This is a genomic window from Sphingomonas yabuuchiae (genome assembly GCF_001477495.1).
Taxonomy (GTDB): Bacteria; Pseudomonadota; Alphaproteobacteria; order Sphingomonadales; family Sphingomonadaceae; genus Sphingomonas; species Sphingomonas yabuuchiae_A.
The window spans coordinates 17,769-33,954 of the sequence record NZ_LDTF01000042.1 but is presented as its reverse complement, the minus strand read 5'-3'; the positions used below and the strand labels follow the sequence as shown (position 1 = coordinate 33,954).

At 66.7% G+C, this 16,186-nt stretch carries 10 protein-coding genes and 1 tRNA gene; 5 read left to right on the top strand and 6 right to left on the bottom strand.

What is annotated here, in order from left to right:
* Positions 1-228: 228 nt before the first annotated feature.
* From NS355_RS09055 to NS355_RS09035, 5 genes are all read right to left on the bottom strand, one after another.
* Positions 229-615 (bottom strand): response regulator, encoded by a 387-nt coding sequence (locus NS355_RS09055; RefSeq protein WP_056439694.1) that lies wholly within the window; start codon positions 613-615, stop codon positions 229-231.
* Positions 608-4,057 carry a CheR family methyltransferase gene (locus NS355_RS09050; RefSeq protein ID WP_275934720.1) on the bottom strand — a complete coding sequence of 1,150 codons (3,450 nt, stop codon included), beginning with the start codon at positions 4,055-4,057 and terminating at the stop codon, positions 608-610. Before NS355_RS09050 ends, NS355_RS09055 begins: the two co-directional genes overlap by 8 nt.
* Positions 4,054-4,644 carry a PAS domain-containing protein gene (locus NS355_RS09045; RefSeq protein ID WP_244489616.1) on the bottom strand — a complete coding sequence of 197 codons (591 nt, stop codon included), beginning with the start codon at positions 4,642-4,644 and terminating at the stop codon, positions 4,054-4,056. Before NS355_RS09045 ends, NS355_RS09050 begins: the two co-directional genes overlap by 4 nt.
* Before the next feature lie 102 nt (positions 4,645-4,746).
* Complete coding sequence (locus tag NS355_RS09040) at positions 4,747-6,633, bottom strand: M61 family metallopeptidase (RefSeq protein WP_058745399.1); 1,887 nt, start codon at positions 6,631-6,633, stop codon at positions 4,747-4,749.
* A gap of 158 nt (positions 6,634-6,791) precedes the next feature.
* Positions 6,792-6,865 (bottom strand) — tRNA-Cys (locus NS355_RS09035).
* A 200-nt stretch (positions 6,866-7,065) separates the two neighbouring features.
* On the opposite strand from NS355_RS09035, the gene NS355_RS09030 reads away from it, so the two are divergent.
* The 5 genes from NS355_RS09030 to NS355_RS09010 all read left to right on the top strand — a co-directional run bounded on the left by NS355_RS09030 (position 7,066) and on the right by NS355_RS09010 (position 14,281).
* Positions 7,066-7,734 (top strand): protein-L-isoaspartate O-methyltransferase family protein, encoded by a 669-nt coding sequence (locus tag NS355_RS09030; protein WP_153008150.1) that lies wholly within the window; start codon positions 7,066-7,068, stop codon positions 7,732-7,734.
* Between the two features lie 6 nt (positions 7,735-7,740).
* Complete coding sequence (locus NS355_RS09025) at positions 7,741-9,273, top strand: TolC family outer membrane protein (protein WP_058745398.1); 1,533 nt, start codon at positions 7,741-7,743, stop codon at positions 9,271-9,273.
* A 42-nt stretch (positions 9,274-9,315) separates the two neighbouring features.
* Complete coding sequence (locus tag NS355_RS09020; RefSeq protein WP_084787750.1) at positions 9,316-9,870, top strand: DUF2497 domain-containing protein; 555 nt, start codon at positions 9,316-9,318, stop codon at positions 9,868-9,870.
* Positions 9,871-9,943: 73 nt separating this feature from the next.
* Positions 9,944-11,566 (top strand): histidine kinase famiy protein, encoded by a 1,623-nt coding sequence (locus tag NS355_RS09015; protein WP_058745403.1) that lies wholly within the window; start codon positions 9,944-9,946, stop codon positions 11,564-11,566.
* 42 nt (positions 11,567-11,608) lie between these two features.
* Positions 11,609-14,281, top strand: coding sequence for a valine--tRNA ligase (locus NS355_RS09010; protein WP_058745397.1), 2,673 nt, complete (start codon positions 11,609-11,611; stop codon positions 14,279-14,281).
* 41 nt (positions 14,282-14,322) lie between these two features.
* Here the strand turns inward: NS355_RS09010 and NS355_RS09005 are convergent, their stop codons facing one another.
* Entirely contained in the window at positions 14,323-16,101 is a 1,779-nt protein-coding gene (locus tag NS355_RS09005) for a cation:proton antiporter (protein ID WP_058745396.1), read from the bottom strand.
* Positions 16,102-16,186 lie beyond the last annotated feature (85 nt).

The window sequence follows — 16,186 nt, the reverse complement described above, 5'->3', positions numbered from 1 at the left end:
CCGCCTGCGGGAGGGGAGAGGTTGTGGGGCGAACGTTTGGCCTTGGCTCGCCCCTCCCGCAGGCGGGAGGGGCGAGCCAAGGCCAAACGTTCGCCCCACAACCTCTCCCCTCCCGCCTGCGGGAGGGGAGAGGTTTATGGGCTAACGCTCGGAGCCAATCATTCCCCTCCCGCAAGCGGGAGGGGTTAGGGGAGGGCAAGGTGTCTCACCGAGCCTGATGCCCCCAATTTACCCCGCCGCCCGGTCTCCCTCGGCCGGTCCCGACACCGCCATCGACAGCGTCCGCCGGAGCAGCGACGGCGAGCATGGCTTGCCGCACACCGCCGCACCCGGATAGCGCGACTGCAGCGCGTGTTCGTCGGCATGGCCCGAATGGAAGATCAACGGTACGCCCGCCTCGTGCAGTCGTTCGGCCGCCGGGAAGACTTCCCCGTCACGCAGCCGCACGTCCAGGATCGCACAGGCCAGTTCGGGCTTGTCACCGTCCAGATGGGCCAGCACGTCCTCGACGCTGACATAGGGACCATCCACCTGATAGCCGCCATCCTCGATGATGGACTGGAGATCCAGTGCGACGAAAAACTCGTCCTCGACCAGCAAAATGGTTTTAGTCATGCGAGAGTATCGTTTCCGGCAAGGTAAGGCTGAGGAGGAAACGCCCGTCGAGGCTTTTGCGCTCCAACTCCGCCCCCAATTGGCGTGAAGAAGTCTGGACAAGCACCGTGCCGAAGCCCTTGGCGTTGCTGTCGTCGGGCACCTGGCCACCCGTTTCGGTCCAGTCGAGCCGCAACTTGCCATCCGCCAGCGTCCAGCCGACCGACAGGTCGCCCGAAGGTTGCGCCAGCGCGCCGTACTTGACCGAGTTGGTCGCCCATTCGTGCAGGATCAGCGCCAGCGGCGACAGGCAACGGCGGTCGACGAGCAGCGGCGGTCCGTCGATCGTGATGGTCGACTGTCCGCGATAGGGGGCGATCGTCGCGTCGACCAACGCGGCCAGCGGGATCGCCTGCTGCTCTCCTGCGGGCGAGGCGAGCGAATGGGCGCGGCCCAGGGTCGCGATCCGCTCGCGCACATCGTCAGCCATCTCGGTCACGTCGTCATGCGAGCGCGACGCAGCCGACACGATGCCGGAGATGATCGCGAACAGGTTCTTCACCCGGTGGTTCATCTCGCGCAGCATCAGTTCGCGCGTCTCTGCAATGGCATATTCGGCGGTCACGTCGATCGACACGCCGACCATCCGGTGTGGCGCCGAAGAGGTGACGACCCGGCCGAACCCCTTGATCCAGCGTTCCCTGCCGTTCAGGTCGAGCCGGAACGTCATCTCGAAATCGCCGCGCCCGGCCATCGCCTCGGCCAGCGCCAGCTCGACGCTGGGCCGGTCCGCAGGGACGATTCGGTCGAAGACCTGATGCACCTGGTCGGCACTGTCCTGCGCCGCGAAGCCGAACAGGTGGCGGCCGGTTTCGTCCAGGAAAATCTCGCCGGTGCCGCCACGATATTCCCAGACGCCGATGCCGCCCGCCTTGATGGCCAGGTCCAGCCGCTCGCGCTCGGCAGCCAGCTCGCGCTCCAGGCTCAGCGCGTCCGTGATGTCGGTCAGGACCAACGTCGCACCGTCGATCCCGTCACCCTGCGTACGATAGGGCAGAACGCGCAGCGACAGGGTGCGCCCGCCGTCGCGCGTCGTCACCCGCTGCTGCATCGACGCGCCGCCGCCCGCGACCTGCGCCGCGCCGTCGAGATAGTCGGTGGTCGCCAGACGGGTCGAGACATCGGCCAGCAACCGCCCCCGGTCGCTGGGCTGCAACGGGAAGATGGCCCGCGCCGCCTCGGTATAGCTGCGGATACGCAGGTTGCGGTCGAGCACGACCACCGCGAGATCGGTGGATTCGAAGAAATTGCGCAGGTCGGAATTGGCGACGGTCAGCTGGTCGACCTTGGTCTTCAGCTCGTCATTGACGGTCGACAATTCCTCGTTCGTCGATTGAAGCTCCTCGTTCATCGACATCATTTCTTCGTTGGAGCTCTTCAGCTCCTCATTCGCCGTCTCCAGCTCCTCGACCGTCGAGCGCAGCCGGTGGCGGGTCAGGCGCAACTCGTCCTCCAGCGCCTCGATATGGTCGTCGCCGGGTTCCAGATCGGCGAGGTCGCTCGCCTCGACCGGGCTGAACGGTGCGGAGTCGCGGAACAGGAACAGCAGCGATCCGTCGGTCAGGGGATCGCAGATCACCTCGACCTTCTGGACGCCGAACTCGGTCGTCACCGCCACGTCGCGCGCCGCGATCCGCTTGCGCGCGTCGCGGGCCTGGCGGAGCATCGGGCCGATCACCTCGCGCAGGCCGGGGCGGGCCAGCGTGATCGCACTCGATCCGCCCGCACGGGTCACGGGGAAGTTGAAATAGCGGCTCAACCGCCCGAACGCGGCCAGGATGCCGCCATCCTGATCCACCACCATGCTGGGCGGTGAGTAGCGGTCGACGATACGGCGCATCGCCATGCCCTCGTCGCTGCCGACGGTGCCGCCGTCACGCTCGCTCCGCTCGCCGCGGCGCCGCGGGCTGTGGCTCCTGTTGCCGGGCAGATCGATGGGATAGGAGGGGGAACCGGGCGACCGCTCGAACAGGCGCGCATGGCCGTCGATCGCGGGAAAGAGATGCTCGAACCGCCCGACGCTCTCGGACGGACCCAGGAACAGATAGCCGCCGGGCCGCAGCGCATAATGGAGCAGCGGCAGCACCGATTGCTGCAACCGATCGTCGAAATAGATCAGCAGGTTGCGGCACGACACCAGGTCGATCCGCGAAAAGGGTGGGTCCTTGACCAGGCTGTGGTTGGAAAAGCGGATCATGTCGCGGATCGGCGCGGCGATGCTGAATCGCTCGGCGTGCGGCATGGTGTAGCGTTCGCGCAGATGGGCCGGAATATCGGCCATGGCGGAGGCTGGATAGCTGCCCTCGCGCGCGATCTGGAGCATCTGCTCGTCGATGTCGGTGGCGAAGATCTGCACCGCCAGCGGTTGCCCGCTTTCGCGTGCGGCCTCGGCGAACAGCATCGCGATGCTATACGCTTCCTCGCCGCTGGAGCAGCCCGGAATCCAGATGCGGATATCCTCGTCCGGGTCGCGCCCCCGCGTCAGCGGCTCGATCGCCTTGGTGCGCAGCGTCTCGAACAATTCGGCATCGCGGAAGAATCGGGTGACGTTGATCAGCAGGTCGCGGAACAGCGCCTCGCACTCGTCGGCATCGTTCTTGACCCGCGCCAGATAGGCCGATCCGGTGCCGATGCCGAGCACGTGCATCCGTCGCTCGACCCGGCGGACCAGGGTGGTGCGCTTATAGCCTGAAAAGTCGTGACCGACTGCGTTGCGCAGAACCCGGCACAGATCGTCGATATGATCGGCGACGACCTCGGCCTCCTGCTCCTTCGGCTCGCCCATGCGGCGCGCGAAGAAGGCGTGGAGACAGTCGAGGATTTCGCCGGGATGCTTGACGAAATCGACCAGTCCGGTGCCGACCGCCGACAGGGGCATCCCGTCATAGCGCGCGCTTTCGGGCTTCTGGACGACGCTGACCCCGCCATTTTCCTTGATCGCGCGCAGGCCCGTGGTGCCGTCCGCGCCGGTGCCGGACAGGATGACGCAGGCGGCATTGGCCTGCTGGTCGCTGGCCAGTGACAGGAAGAAATCGTCGATCGGGCGGCGCAGCCCGCGCGGCTGGATGAAGTCGGTCAGTTCCAGCACGCCGCCGCGAATGGCCAGGCCCCGGCCGGGCGGGATGATATAGACGCGGTCGGCCTCGATCCGCTCCGACCCCTCGCACTGGCGCACTTCCAGATTGGTGTGCCGGTCGAGCAGCTGGGCGAGCATGGATTCGTGATTGGGGTCGAGATGCTGGACGACGACGAACGCCATGCCGGTCGGCGCACGCGCCGGGGTCAGCATTTCGCGAAGCGCCTCCAGCCCGCCGGCCGATGCGCCGATGCCGACCACGGGCACCGGGGCGATGCCGTTATCCTGACGCGGAGTGGGCTGCGGAGCCTCGGCGTCCGCGCTCACGGGAAGGCGGCCCGGTCGAGGTCCGACAAGGTCAGCTTGGCCTGGGCGATGGTCGCGGCGGTGTTGGCGATCGCGGTCAGCGACCCCTCCAGCACGATGCCGCTTTCCGCCAGGATCGGGGTCAGCTTGCCCAGGGTGCGGCCCAGTTCCGCGTCATAGGCGGCCAGTCGTTCGGGCTGGGAGCGGCTGACGTCGAACTGCGACGCGAAGATATAAGGCATCTTGCCGCCCAGCTGGCGCAGCTTCGACATGTAGAGCAGATTGACGAACGGCGAGCCGTCCTTGCGGAAGTTGATCAACATCGTGCGGACATTCGACTGGCGATCATTGGCCAGGAACTCGCGAATCCGTTCGCGCGCCTCTTCGTTATCAGCATCGCGCTGGAGCATCCGGCAGTTCTGCCCGATCACATCCTCGCTGGTATAGCCGGTCAGCTCGCGAAAGCCGTGATTGATGAAGATCAAGGGATTGTCGTCGCGCGCATCGGCCAGCGCCAATGCGATGGGAGACTGGTCCAGATACATGGCCAGATGACTCGGAATTTCAGTATAGTGCACGTAATCTGGCTCCATGACGCGCATTCGCATGGCGTCCTCCCCTCCGCAAGTGCCGTGACGTCCGGCGCCCCCCGAAAACTTCACATGGATAAACCCATTATGGCGCTGTGACGTTCCCGCCTCGTCTCGGAATCATTGCGAGAGCGGAACAGGTGAAAGGGGTGTCGGGACAGGGCGTGGCCCCAGCCAGGACTGGCGGAAGCGGGTCTGTTCGGGTGTCAGCTTCTGGCCGATCCTTTCGTTCGGGACCACCTCGATCGTCGGATCGGCGGCCAGCGTCAGGGTGGCGCTGCGCTCGCCGCCGCGCTGGCGATAGACGATGAGCAGGCGGTCGCCGGGCGCATGACGTGCCAGGATCGCGGTCCAGGCCTGCTGGTCGGCCAGAGGGCGACCGTCGACGCTGACGATCCGGTCGCCCTTGTCGAGTCCGGCTTCATAGAGCGGCGTGCCCGGTATGGTCGGCGCGGTTAGCGCCATGCCGCCGTCGAGCGGCCCCGGCGTTCCGCCCGCCCAGGCCGCCTTGGGGTTCGCCTTGCGCAGGGTCAGTCCGGCCTGTGCGAGCAGCGGCGCGAAATCGGGCAGGCCGCTGGCGGTGATGCTGCGCGCGAAGAAGCGGTCGGCAAAAGCCTGATCGCCGGTCACCTGCCCCAGGGCGATGCGCAGATCGTCGGGGCGATAGCTGCGCTCGGGCTTGCCGAAGCTGCGCCAGAGCTGCCGCATATAATCGTCCAGCGTCAGCTGCGGGAAGCGCTGGCGCAACTCCATGTCCAGCGCCAGCGCGATCACCGCGCCGTACGGATAATAGGAAAAGAAGATGTTCGGATTGGTCGGGTCGATCGACTGCGCCGCATCGACGAAGGGCGCGCGCAGGCTCATTTCCTGCGGCCCGCCATAGCGCCGTGCCGGGGAATTGATGAGGGCGTTCAGCGTACCTGACAGCTGGGCGACATAATCGTCGACCGGCATCTCGCCTGCGCGGACCACGGTGAGCGGGCCATAATATTGGGTGAAGCCTTCGGCCAGCCAGAGCGAGGGCGTGGCATTGGCGCGGGTGAAATCGAACGGCTCCAGCTCGGCCGGGCGGATGCGCTCGACATTCCAGCTGTGGAAGAATTCGTGGCTGAGCGTCTGGATCTGCGAAAACTTGCCCGCCGCCAGCGAGCGCGCCTGGCTGATGACGGTGGAGTTGCGGTGCTCCATCCCGTCGCCGCTGATCTGCGGCATGTAATCGGCAAGGAAGGTGTAGGTGCCGTAATCATAGGCGGGCGTCTCGCCGAAGACCGCGATCTGCTGCGCGGTGACCTTCTGCGCCATGGCGGCGAAGCGGTCGAGATCGGCGGCGCTGCCGTCATGATGGACGGTCAGGCGGATCGTGTAGGTCTTCGCCCCGTTCGCGACCGTCCAGTGGCGTTCGTCCCAGGCGGACAGTTCGACCGGGCTGTCCATGAAATATTGCAGATCGCGCGCGGTGAAGACGGTCGGGTCGTTCGTCGGAGCCAACTGGGTGGCGATCTTCCACCCGGCTTGGGGGTGGAAGCGGACGCGGATCGGCCGTGCGTCCTGCCCGATCGCCCAGAGGAAGGTCGCGGGAATATTCAGCCGGGCGTGGGTCGGGTCGATCTGGGCATAGGTGCCGTCGCCCCGGTCGCCGAACAGTGTGTAGCGCACCGTCACCGTGCCGTCATGGCCGGCGACGGTCCAGCCATAGGGGTCGGTCCGCTCGACGGTCAGCGGCTTGCCCGCGCCGTCGACGGCGGACACCGAATAGACGTTCTTGGCGAACTCGTGCAGCGCATAGCGGCCGGGCGAGGAGCGGGCCATCTGGAAGCGGACGGGTTGGCGATCGAGCCCGTGATAGGTGACGCTGACCTGCGCCTCGTGATGCTGGGCGCGGGGGAAGGCGATGTCATATTCGACCGGCGCTGGATCGACCTGCTGCGCGGGAGCGGTCTGCGCCGCGACCGGCTGCATCGCCGTGGAGGCGAGCGCCATCGCCGCCGTCATCGCCAGAAACCGCATGATATTCCCCTTCGCGCCAACAAGGTCGCGACTTAGGCATGGCGACGCGGCCGGGTCCATCGCTTTTCCGGAAAAGGCTGATCCGGGAAGAGACGGTCGAATCACCCCGCCGCCCGCCCCGCAGGGCTGGTCCGATCATCCGAAATGTCAGGAAAATCTGGAGGCGCGACCGGGAATCGAACCCGGGTGCAAGGATTTGCAGTCCTCTGCGTCACCACTCCGCCATCGCGCCTCGATGCGTGGGAGGCGGGCATGTGTGCGGTTTTTCGCGCGGCGTCAACAGGGGAGTGCGGGGTTGCCGGAAAAAGTGCGTTACGCCGATCGGCTTCACCAATGCTCAACCGCTTGGCGATAGAAGGTCCAGGCGATAGAAGCGGCGGGAACCAATTAGTGTATTGCATGGCTAAAACGGCTGTGCGACAGGGATGGGCGATGATGACAACCAGCTACGATTCCTCCGATTTCGACGCGATGCGCCATGCGATGGTGGCCAGCCAGCTGCGCACCACGGCGGTCAGCGACCAGCGTGTCGTCGCCGCGATGGCACGTGTCCCACGCGAGGCGTTCGTGCCGGAGGCGCTGCGTCCGGTGGCGTATCGCGACGGGACGCTCGACCTGGGGCAGGGGCGCGCGGTCAACCTGCCGATGGCGACCGGCCGTCTGCTGACCGAGGCGTATCTGGAGGCGGGCGACCGGGTCCTGCTGATCGGCGCAGGCACCGGCTATACCGCCGCGCTGCTGGCCGGGATCGTGGCCCAGGTGATCGCGGTCGAGGAAAATGCTGATCTGGTCGCTGCCGCGCGCACCGCGCTGGCCGGTGAAACCAAGGTCGAAGTCGTGCAGGGCGCGCTGAACGCCGGGCACGCCGCCGCGGCGCCCTATGACGTACTGGTCATCGACGGCGCGGTCGAGGAGCTGCCGGCCGCACTGGTCGAGCAGGTCAAGATCGGCGGCCGGATCGTTACCGGTCTGGTCGAGAACGGCGTGACGCGCCTGGCCAGCGGTCGCCGGACCGAGGGCGGCCACGGGGTGCGCGCCTTTGCCGATGCCGAATGCACCATTCTGCCGGGCTTTGCCCGTCCTCGCGCCTTCCAATTCTGAGGGACTATGCGCCTGCACCTGACTTCCTCCCTGACCTCCGGCGTCCTGATCGGTTCGGCCCTGCTGCTTGCCGGATCGGCGTCGGCGGAGACGCTGCGCGAGGCGATGGTGCGGGCGTACCAGACCAACCCGACGATCACCGGCCAGCGTGCCGCCCAGCGCGCGACCGATGAGAATGTGCCGATCGCACGGTCCAGCGGCCTGCCGTCGCTGCAATCCAACGCGCAGATCATCGACAATATCGTCGTTGCCAACAACAACTTCCTGAACCCTGAACGCGTCGGGTCCGGGCAGGTGCAATTGTCGGTGCCGCTCTATCAGGGCGGTGCGGTCAAGAATGCGGTGCGTGCCGCCGAGACGCGGGTCGATGCGGGCCGGGCGCAGCTGCGCGGGGTGGAGGCCAACCTCTTCACCAATGTCGTCGCGGCGTACATGAACGTCATCCGCGACGAAGCGATCGTCAATCTCAATACCCGCAACGTCAATGTGCTGGACACCAATTTGCGCGCTTCGCGCGACCGGTTCCAGGTGGGCGACCTGACCCGCACCGACGTCGCCCAGTCCGAGGCGCGGCTGGCGCAGGCGCGCGCGCAGCTTCAGTCGGCGCAGGCCAATTTGATCTCCAGCCGCGAGAATTACGTCAACATCGTCGGCATCGCACCCGTCGGCCTGGAGCAGCCGCCCGCGCTTCCCGCGCTGCCTGCTTCACCCAACCAGGCGGTCGCGGTCGCGCTGGATCAGAATCCGCAGCTGATCGCCGCGCGGCGTTCGGCGGATGCGACCCGCTATGACATCAACGTCGCCCGCGCCAACCGGCTGCCGCGCGTGGCGGCGGTGTCGAGCGGGAATTATTTCAACTATCTCGGTTCGCTGAACGCGCCGCCGGGCGTGGGCAACGTGCCGACCTCCGGGGTCAACGCGACCGTCGGCGTCCAGCTGTCCATGCCGTTGTTCCAGGGCGGTCGCCCGGCCGCGCAGGTCCGTCAGGCCGAGGCCCTGCGCGGCCAGGCGCTGGAGAATGCGACCGGCACGGAGCGGCAGGTCGTGGCGCAGGTCCGCTCGGCTTACGCCGTGTGGCAGTCCTCGCAGCAGGTGATCGCCTCCGCCGAATCGGCGGTGCGCGCCAACTCGCTGTCGCTGGAGGGCGTGCGGGCCGAAAACAGCGTCGGCACCCGTACCGTGCTCGACATCCTGAACGCCGAGCAGGAATTGCTGAACAGCCAGGTGACGCTGGTGACGGCGCGGCGCGATGCCTATGTCGCGGGCTTCGCGCTGATCGCCGCGATGGGCAATGCCGAGGCGCGCGACCTGGGGCTGGACGGCGGTTCGCTGTACGATCCGGTCACCAACTACAAGCGTGTCCGCAACAAGATTAGCGACTGGGGCGGCGACGGCGAGCCCGCGCCGGTCGCCAGCACGACCGCCGGAACCCCGGCGCAGACGGCGGCGATCACCCGTCCGCTCGATGCCGACGTCAACGCCCCTGTTGACAGAAGCCCCGCATTAACCACAGGTGCGGAGGCACCAAGCCGGCAATAAGGCCGGACAGGGGCCTTGGGGGCAAGAATGGGGTTTGCGGTCATGGGTGATGTCAGCGCCGAGCCGTCGATGGAAGAGATCCTCTCCTCGATCAAACGGATCATTGCCGAAGAGGGCGAGGTGCCCGCGCGTCAGCGTCGCCAGCCGCGCCCGGTGCCCGCGCCTGCGGTCGAGGATGATTCGCCCGAGGTTCTGGAACTCAGCGATCCCATGCCGCTGCGCATGAAGGTCGAGGCCGCCGCCGCCCGCGCCGCCGAATCGGCGATGCGCGCCGTGGCCCCCGAACCCGCTCCGGCCCCTGAGCCGGTGGCGCATGTCGCCGCTCCCGCACCCGTCGCCCCGCCGGTCCAGGCCGATCTGGACGACGCGGAAGAGGCGATCGTTTCCCCGCGCGTGGCCGAGGCCAGCCGTGGTTCCCTGGAGGCGCTCAGCCGTATGATGGTCAAGCCCGAACCTACCAGCGACGGCACGCTCGAAGGGCTGGTCCGTGACATGCTGCGCCCGATGCTGCGCGAATGGCTCGACACCCATCTGCCCGAGATGGTCGAGGCGATGGTCGCGCGCGAGATCGCCCGGATCACGCGCGAAGGGCGCTGATCCTGCCCGCCGGCTTTTCGACGTGCATCACGATGCGAGCGGAACCGGGGGCACCCGTCCGGGTTCGTTGGGCATGAACCCGACACCCGAGACGCCCGATCTGTCGAAATCGACGCGCTCGCACGTGTCGTCCCCCCCGATCGCCGATGCGAAACAGCCGCATTCGGGCCAGTCCGACATCTTCTTCGCCGCGGTGAAGACGACGCGGATGCCGATGATCGTCACCGATCCGCGGCAACCGGACAATCCCATCGTCTTCTGCAACGAAGCCTTCAGCTTCATGACCGGCTATTCCGAGGAAGAAATCCTCGGCACCAATTGCCGCTTTCTCCAGGGACCGGAAACCGATCGCGACGTGGTGGCGCAGGTCCGCGCGGCGATCGCGCGGCGCGACGAGATCGCGGTCGAACTGCTCAACTATCGCAAGAACGGCTCGACCTTCTGGAACGCGCTGTTCGTCTCGCCGGTCTATGACGATGCGGGCGAGCTGGTCTATTTCTTCAGCAGCCAGCTCGACATCTCGCGCCGCCGCGAGGCCGAGGATGCGTTGCACGAGGCGCAGAAGATGGAAGCGGTCGGCAAGCTGACCGGCGGCATCGCGCACGATTTCAACAATTTGCTCCAGGTCATCATCGGCTATGCCGATATCCTGGAGGCACGGGTCGATCAGGGCGATCGCGGCGGCCGTCGTGCGGTCGAGGCGATCGCCGCCGCCGCCGCGCGGGGCGCGACGCTGACCCAGCAACTGCTCGCCTTTGCCCGCAAGCAGGAGCTTCGCGACCGGTTGCTTAACTTCAACCAGTTGATCGAGGATTTCCGTCCGATCCTGAACCGCACGGCGGGCGATGGCGTGGTGATGCGGCAGCGGCTGGAGGAAAATCTCTGGAACTGTCGAATCGACCCGGTTCAGGCCGAGATGGCGCTCCTCAACATCGTCACGAATGCGCGCGAGGCGATCGGCCGCCAGTCGGGTCAGGGCGAGGTCACCATCTCGACCCGCAACATGATCCAGTCCGGCGACAGCCCGGAGGGGCCCGCCAATCTGGATGCGGGCGAATATGTCGTCGTGCAGGTTGCCGATACCGGGCCGGGTCTCGATCCGCAGATCGCCGACAAGATTTTCGACCCCTTCTTCACCACCAAGGAGATGGGGAAGGGCGCAGGGCTGGGGCTGGCCATGGTCTATGGCTTCATGCGCCAGTCGGGCGGCCTCGCCACGGTCGAAACGGATGCGGACGGCGCGACGATCGCGCTCTATTTTCCGCGTGCCGCCGGCGTCACCGAACGCCGCGCCACGCCGATACAGCCCGCACGCAGCGGCGGGGTCGAGCGGGTGCTGATGGTCGAAGATCAGGATGATGTCGGCGATCTCGGCAAGTCGATGCTGGAGGATCTGGGCTATGACGTCGTCCTGACCCGCAGCGCGCGCGAAGCGCTGGACCATCTGGCGAAGGACAGCGATTTCGCACTGCTTTTCACCGATATCCTGATGCCCGGCGGCATGAACGGCGTCGCGCTGGCGCAGGTGGTGCGGCGCGACTATCCGCATCTGTCCATCCTGCTGACCACGGGCTTTGCCGACGAGGCGATCGACGAGGGCGCGCGCTCCTACGAGCTGATCCGCAAGCCCTATCGCCGCGCCGACCTGAACGAGCGGATTCGCGCGGTGCTCGACCGGCCGGGCGCCCGGACCTGATAGCATCTGGCGTCACGCCGCGCGGGTGATTAAGGCAGCGTCATGACTGAGCTGCCCAAGACGTTCGACCCCGCCGCAATCGAAGCCCGCTGGTATGGCCATTGGGAGGAAAAGGGGCTGTTCCGCCCCGATCGCCCGAATGCCGAGCCCTGGACGATCGTCAATCCGCCGCCCAACGTCACCGGCAACCTGCATATCGGCCATGCGCTCGACAACACGTTGCAGGACATTCTGGTCCGCCACGCCCGGTTGAAGGGCAAGGATGCGCTCTGGGTCGTCGGCACCGACCATGCGGGCATCGCGACCCAGATGGTGGTCGAGCGCCAGATGAACGCGAAGGGGCAGAAGCGCACCGACTTCACCCGTGACCAGTTCCTGGAAAAGGTATGGACGTGGAAGGCGGAGAGCGGCGGCCAGATCACCGGCCAGCTGCGTCGTCTGGGCTGCTCGATGGACTGGGCCAATGAACGGTTCACCATGGACGAGGGCTTCAGCAAGGCGGTGCTGAAGGTCTTTGTCGACCTGTACAACCAAGGACTGCTCTATCGCGACAAGCGGCTGGTCAACTGGGACGCCGGGCTCGGCACCGCGATCAGCGATCTGGAGGTCGAGACGCGCGAAGTGAAGGGCAGCTTCTGGCGCCTGCGCTATCCGCTGGCCGATGGATCGGGCTTTATCGAGGTCGCGACGACCCGGCCCGAGACGATGCTGGCCGACATGGCGGTCGCGGTCCATCCAGACGACGCGCGCTACACCGCGCTGATCGGCAAGCAGGTGCGCCTGCCGATCACCGGCCGCCTGATCCCGATCGTCGCCGACGAACATGCCGACCCCGAACTGGGGTCGGGCGCCGTCAAGATCACGCCGGGCCATGACTTCAACGATTTCGAGGTCGGCCGCCGCGCCGGTATCGAAGCGCGCGACATGCTCAACATGCTCGATGGCAAGGCGCATATCTGCCAGACCTCGGACGGTCTGATCCCGGACACGTTCCTCGGCCTGTCGACCGCCGACGCGCGCAAGGCGGTGGTCGCGCGGCTGAAGGACGAGTGCGTCCTGATCCCGCATATCGACAAGGACGGCGAAGAACATGACGCCGAGCCGCGTACGATCCAGACGCCGTTCGGCGACCGTTCGGGCGTGGTGATCGAGCCCTGGCTGACCGACCAATGGTATGTCGACGCCAAGACGCTGGCCCAGCCCGCGATCCAGGCGGTGCGCGGCGGCGATATCAAGATCGTACCGCAGGCCTGGGAGAAGACCTTCTTCAACTGGATGGAGAATATCCAGCCCTGGTGCGTCAGCCGCCAGCTCTGGTGGGGCCACCAGATCCCAGCCTGGTTTGCCGATGACGGCCGCGTGTTCGTCGCCGAAACCGAGGAAGAAGCGCGGGCGCAGGCGGGTGAGGGCGTCACCCTGACTCGCGATCCGGACGTACTCGACACTTGGTTCTCGTCGGCGCTCTGGCCGTTCGCGACGCTCGGCTGGCCCGACAACGGCGACAAGACGCTGGCGGGGCGCTACCCGAACGACGTGCTGATCTCCGGCTTCGACATCCTGTTCTTCTGGGATGCGCGGATGATGATGCAGGGTCTGCACTTCATGGAAGAGGTGCCCTTCAAGACGCTGTATCTCCACGGTCTTGTCCGCGCCGCCGACGGCTCGAAAATGTCGAAATCGAAGGGCAATACGGTCGATCCGCTGGGCCTGATCGACCAGTACGGCGCCGACGCGCTGCGCTTCTTCATGGCGGCGATGGAGAGCCAGGGCCGCGACATCAAGATGGATGAACGCCGGGTCGAGGGCTATCGCAACTTCGCGACCAAGCTGTGGAACGCGGCGCGCTTTGCCCAGGCCAACGGCATCGGCGCATCCGCGACGCTGGAGGCGCCGAACGCCAGCCTCGCGGTCAACAAGTGGATCATCGCCGAGACGGTGAAGACCGTTCAGGCGGTCGACTTGGCACTCGCCGACTACCGGTTCGACGGGGCGGCCAACGCGATATACCAGTTCGTCTGGAGCCGCTTCTGCGACTGGTATCTCGAACTTATCAAGCCGGTCCTGCAGGGTGGCGAAGAGGGTGGCGAGGAAACGCGCGCTGTGGCGGGCTGGGTGCTCGACCAGATCCTGGTCCTGCTTCACCCCTTCATGCCCTTCATCACCGAGGAACTGTGGCACGCCATGGGCGCGCGCGATCATGACCTGATCGTGGCCCAGTGGCCGATGGCCGACGCCCGCGCGCTCGATCCCGAAGCGGAGCGCGAGATCGACTGGCTGATCCGCCTGGTCAGCGAAATCCGCGCTGCCCGCACCGAACTCAACGTGCCGCCGGGCGCGCGTCTGGCCATGCATGTGCGTGACGCGAACGAGGGGACGACGGCGCGCCTGACCCGTCAGGCTTCGGCACTGGCGCGTCTGGCCCGTGTCGATGCTGCCGAGGGCGAAGTCGCGGGCGGTGCGGCGCAGGTTGTGGTGGACGAAGCGACCTTCGTTCTGCCGCTGGAAGGCGTGATCGACCTCGACGCCGAACGCCAGCGCCTCACCAAGGCCATCGCGGCGGTCGAGAAGGAACGCGACGCACTGGGCGGGCGGCTGGGCAATGCCAGCTTCGTCGAGCGCGCCAAGCCCGAGGCGGTCGAGAAGGCCCGCGCCGACCATGCCGACAAGATGGCCGAGGCCGCGCGGCTGCACGCGGCGCTCGGTCGTCTGGGCTGATCTTAAAATTCCTCCCCAAGCTCTGCTTGGGGAGGGTTGGTTTAGTTTTGTTCCCCCAGGCGTCGCAGCCGCCGGATACGTGGCTCGCGCTGGAGTTGCGCCTCGCGCCGGATGACCTGGCGCAGTTCGTCGCGCTTTTCGTGGATCGAGGCGATCACCGGCCCCATTGCGACACCCAGGTCGACCAGCACCGCTTCCGACAGTTGCAGCGAGCTCTCCAGCGTCTCGGGCACCGCCTCGCTGACCCCCGCCCGGTAGAGTTCGGTCGCATGGGCCATGTCGCGCGCGCGGGCGATGATCGGCAGGTCGGGTGCGGCCTCGCGAATGCGCCGCGCCAGCCGGACGGTCAGGACGGGATCGTCCATCGTCAGGATCAGCGCGCGCGCGGCGGGCAGGTTCAGCCTGTCGACCAGCTCCGCCCGCGCCACGTCCCCGAACAGCACCGGATAGCCCGCCCGCCGCGCCTCGCCGACCGAATCGATATCGGCCTCCACCGCGACATAGGTCTGGCCGTGCACGGTCAGCATGTCGGCGATCATCTTGCCGACGCGCCCGAAGCCGATGATGACCGTGCGGCCGCCGTCCGCCTCCAATTCGGGCGCGGCGGGGCCGTCGGCGCCGCGTGCCTCGATCCGGCGCGAGATGACGCGGCCCGCCTTGGCGAGCAGCGGGGTGATGGTCAGGCCGATCGCGGTCACCGTCTGCCAGAAGCTGGCGGTCGAGGGCAGGATCAGCTGCGCCTGCGCCGCGGTGCCCAACACGATCAGCGTCGTCTCGGACGGGCTGCCCATCAACAGGCCTGTCTCCGCCGCCACGCCGCGCCGGGCATGGGCGATCCGCAGCAGCAGATAGGTGACGATCGCCTTCACCGCGACGATCCCGACCACGGCGAGCAGCAGCGAGTCCCAGTTCTTCGCAATCAGCCTTAGGTCCAGGCTCATGCCCACGGTGATGAGGAATACACCCAGCGCCAGTCCTTTGAACGGCGCGGTCATCACCTCGACCTCCGAATGATACTCGGTTTCGGCAATGAGCAGTCCGGCGAGCAGCGCGCCGACGATCGGTGAAAGGCCCGCCGCCGTGGTCGCGACGCTGGCGACGATGACGACCAGCAACGAGGCGGCAAGGAACAGTTCCGGGCTCTTGGTTCGCGCGGCCTGGGCGAACAGGCGCGGCAGGACCAGCTTGCCGCCCAGATACATGGCGACCACGGTCAACCCGCCGCGCAAGGCGACGCCTGCAATTCCGACCCAGCCTTCGTCGCTGGCGGTCGGGGCCATCGCGCCCAGTGCGAAGATGATCGGGACCAGCGCCAGATCCTCGAAGAGCAGCATCGCGAAGGCGCCCCGACCCACGGGACTCGTCGTGCCGACCAGTGGCAGCACCAACGCGGTCGACGACAGGGTGAGGGCGAGGCCCAGCCCGATCGCGCCCGCCCAGCCCTGCCCCAGCATATGGAGCGCGATCCCGATCAGCGTCGCCGCGCCGATCAGCTCGGCCGCACCGGTGCCGAACACCAGCCGTCGCATCGCCCAAAGCCTGCGAAAGGATAGCTCCAACCCAATGGAAAACAGCAATAATATGATGCCAAACTCGGCAAAGGGCTCGATCGATTCCGGGTTGGAAATCGTTAGATAATAGAGCCATGGCGCATGGGGTACGAGCGATCCCAGGCCCGCCGGGCCGACCAGCAGCCCGACCAGGATGAACCCGATGACCGGGCTGACCCGAAAGCGCGCAAAGGCCGGAATGACGATCCCCGCCGACCCGAGGATCACGAGGGCGTCGGAAAAGCCCTGATTGTCTAACCGAAGTGCCATGGCGACAGCCTAACCCGGCTTGGTCGCGCTTGTCAGGTCGTTAATCCCACGAAACGACGATGGGGCGATTCGTCCAATCGGTTAT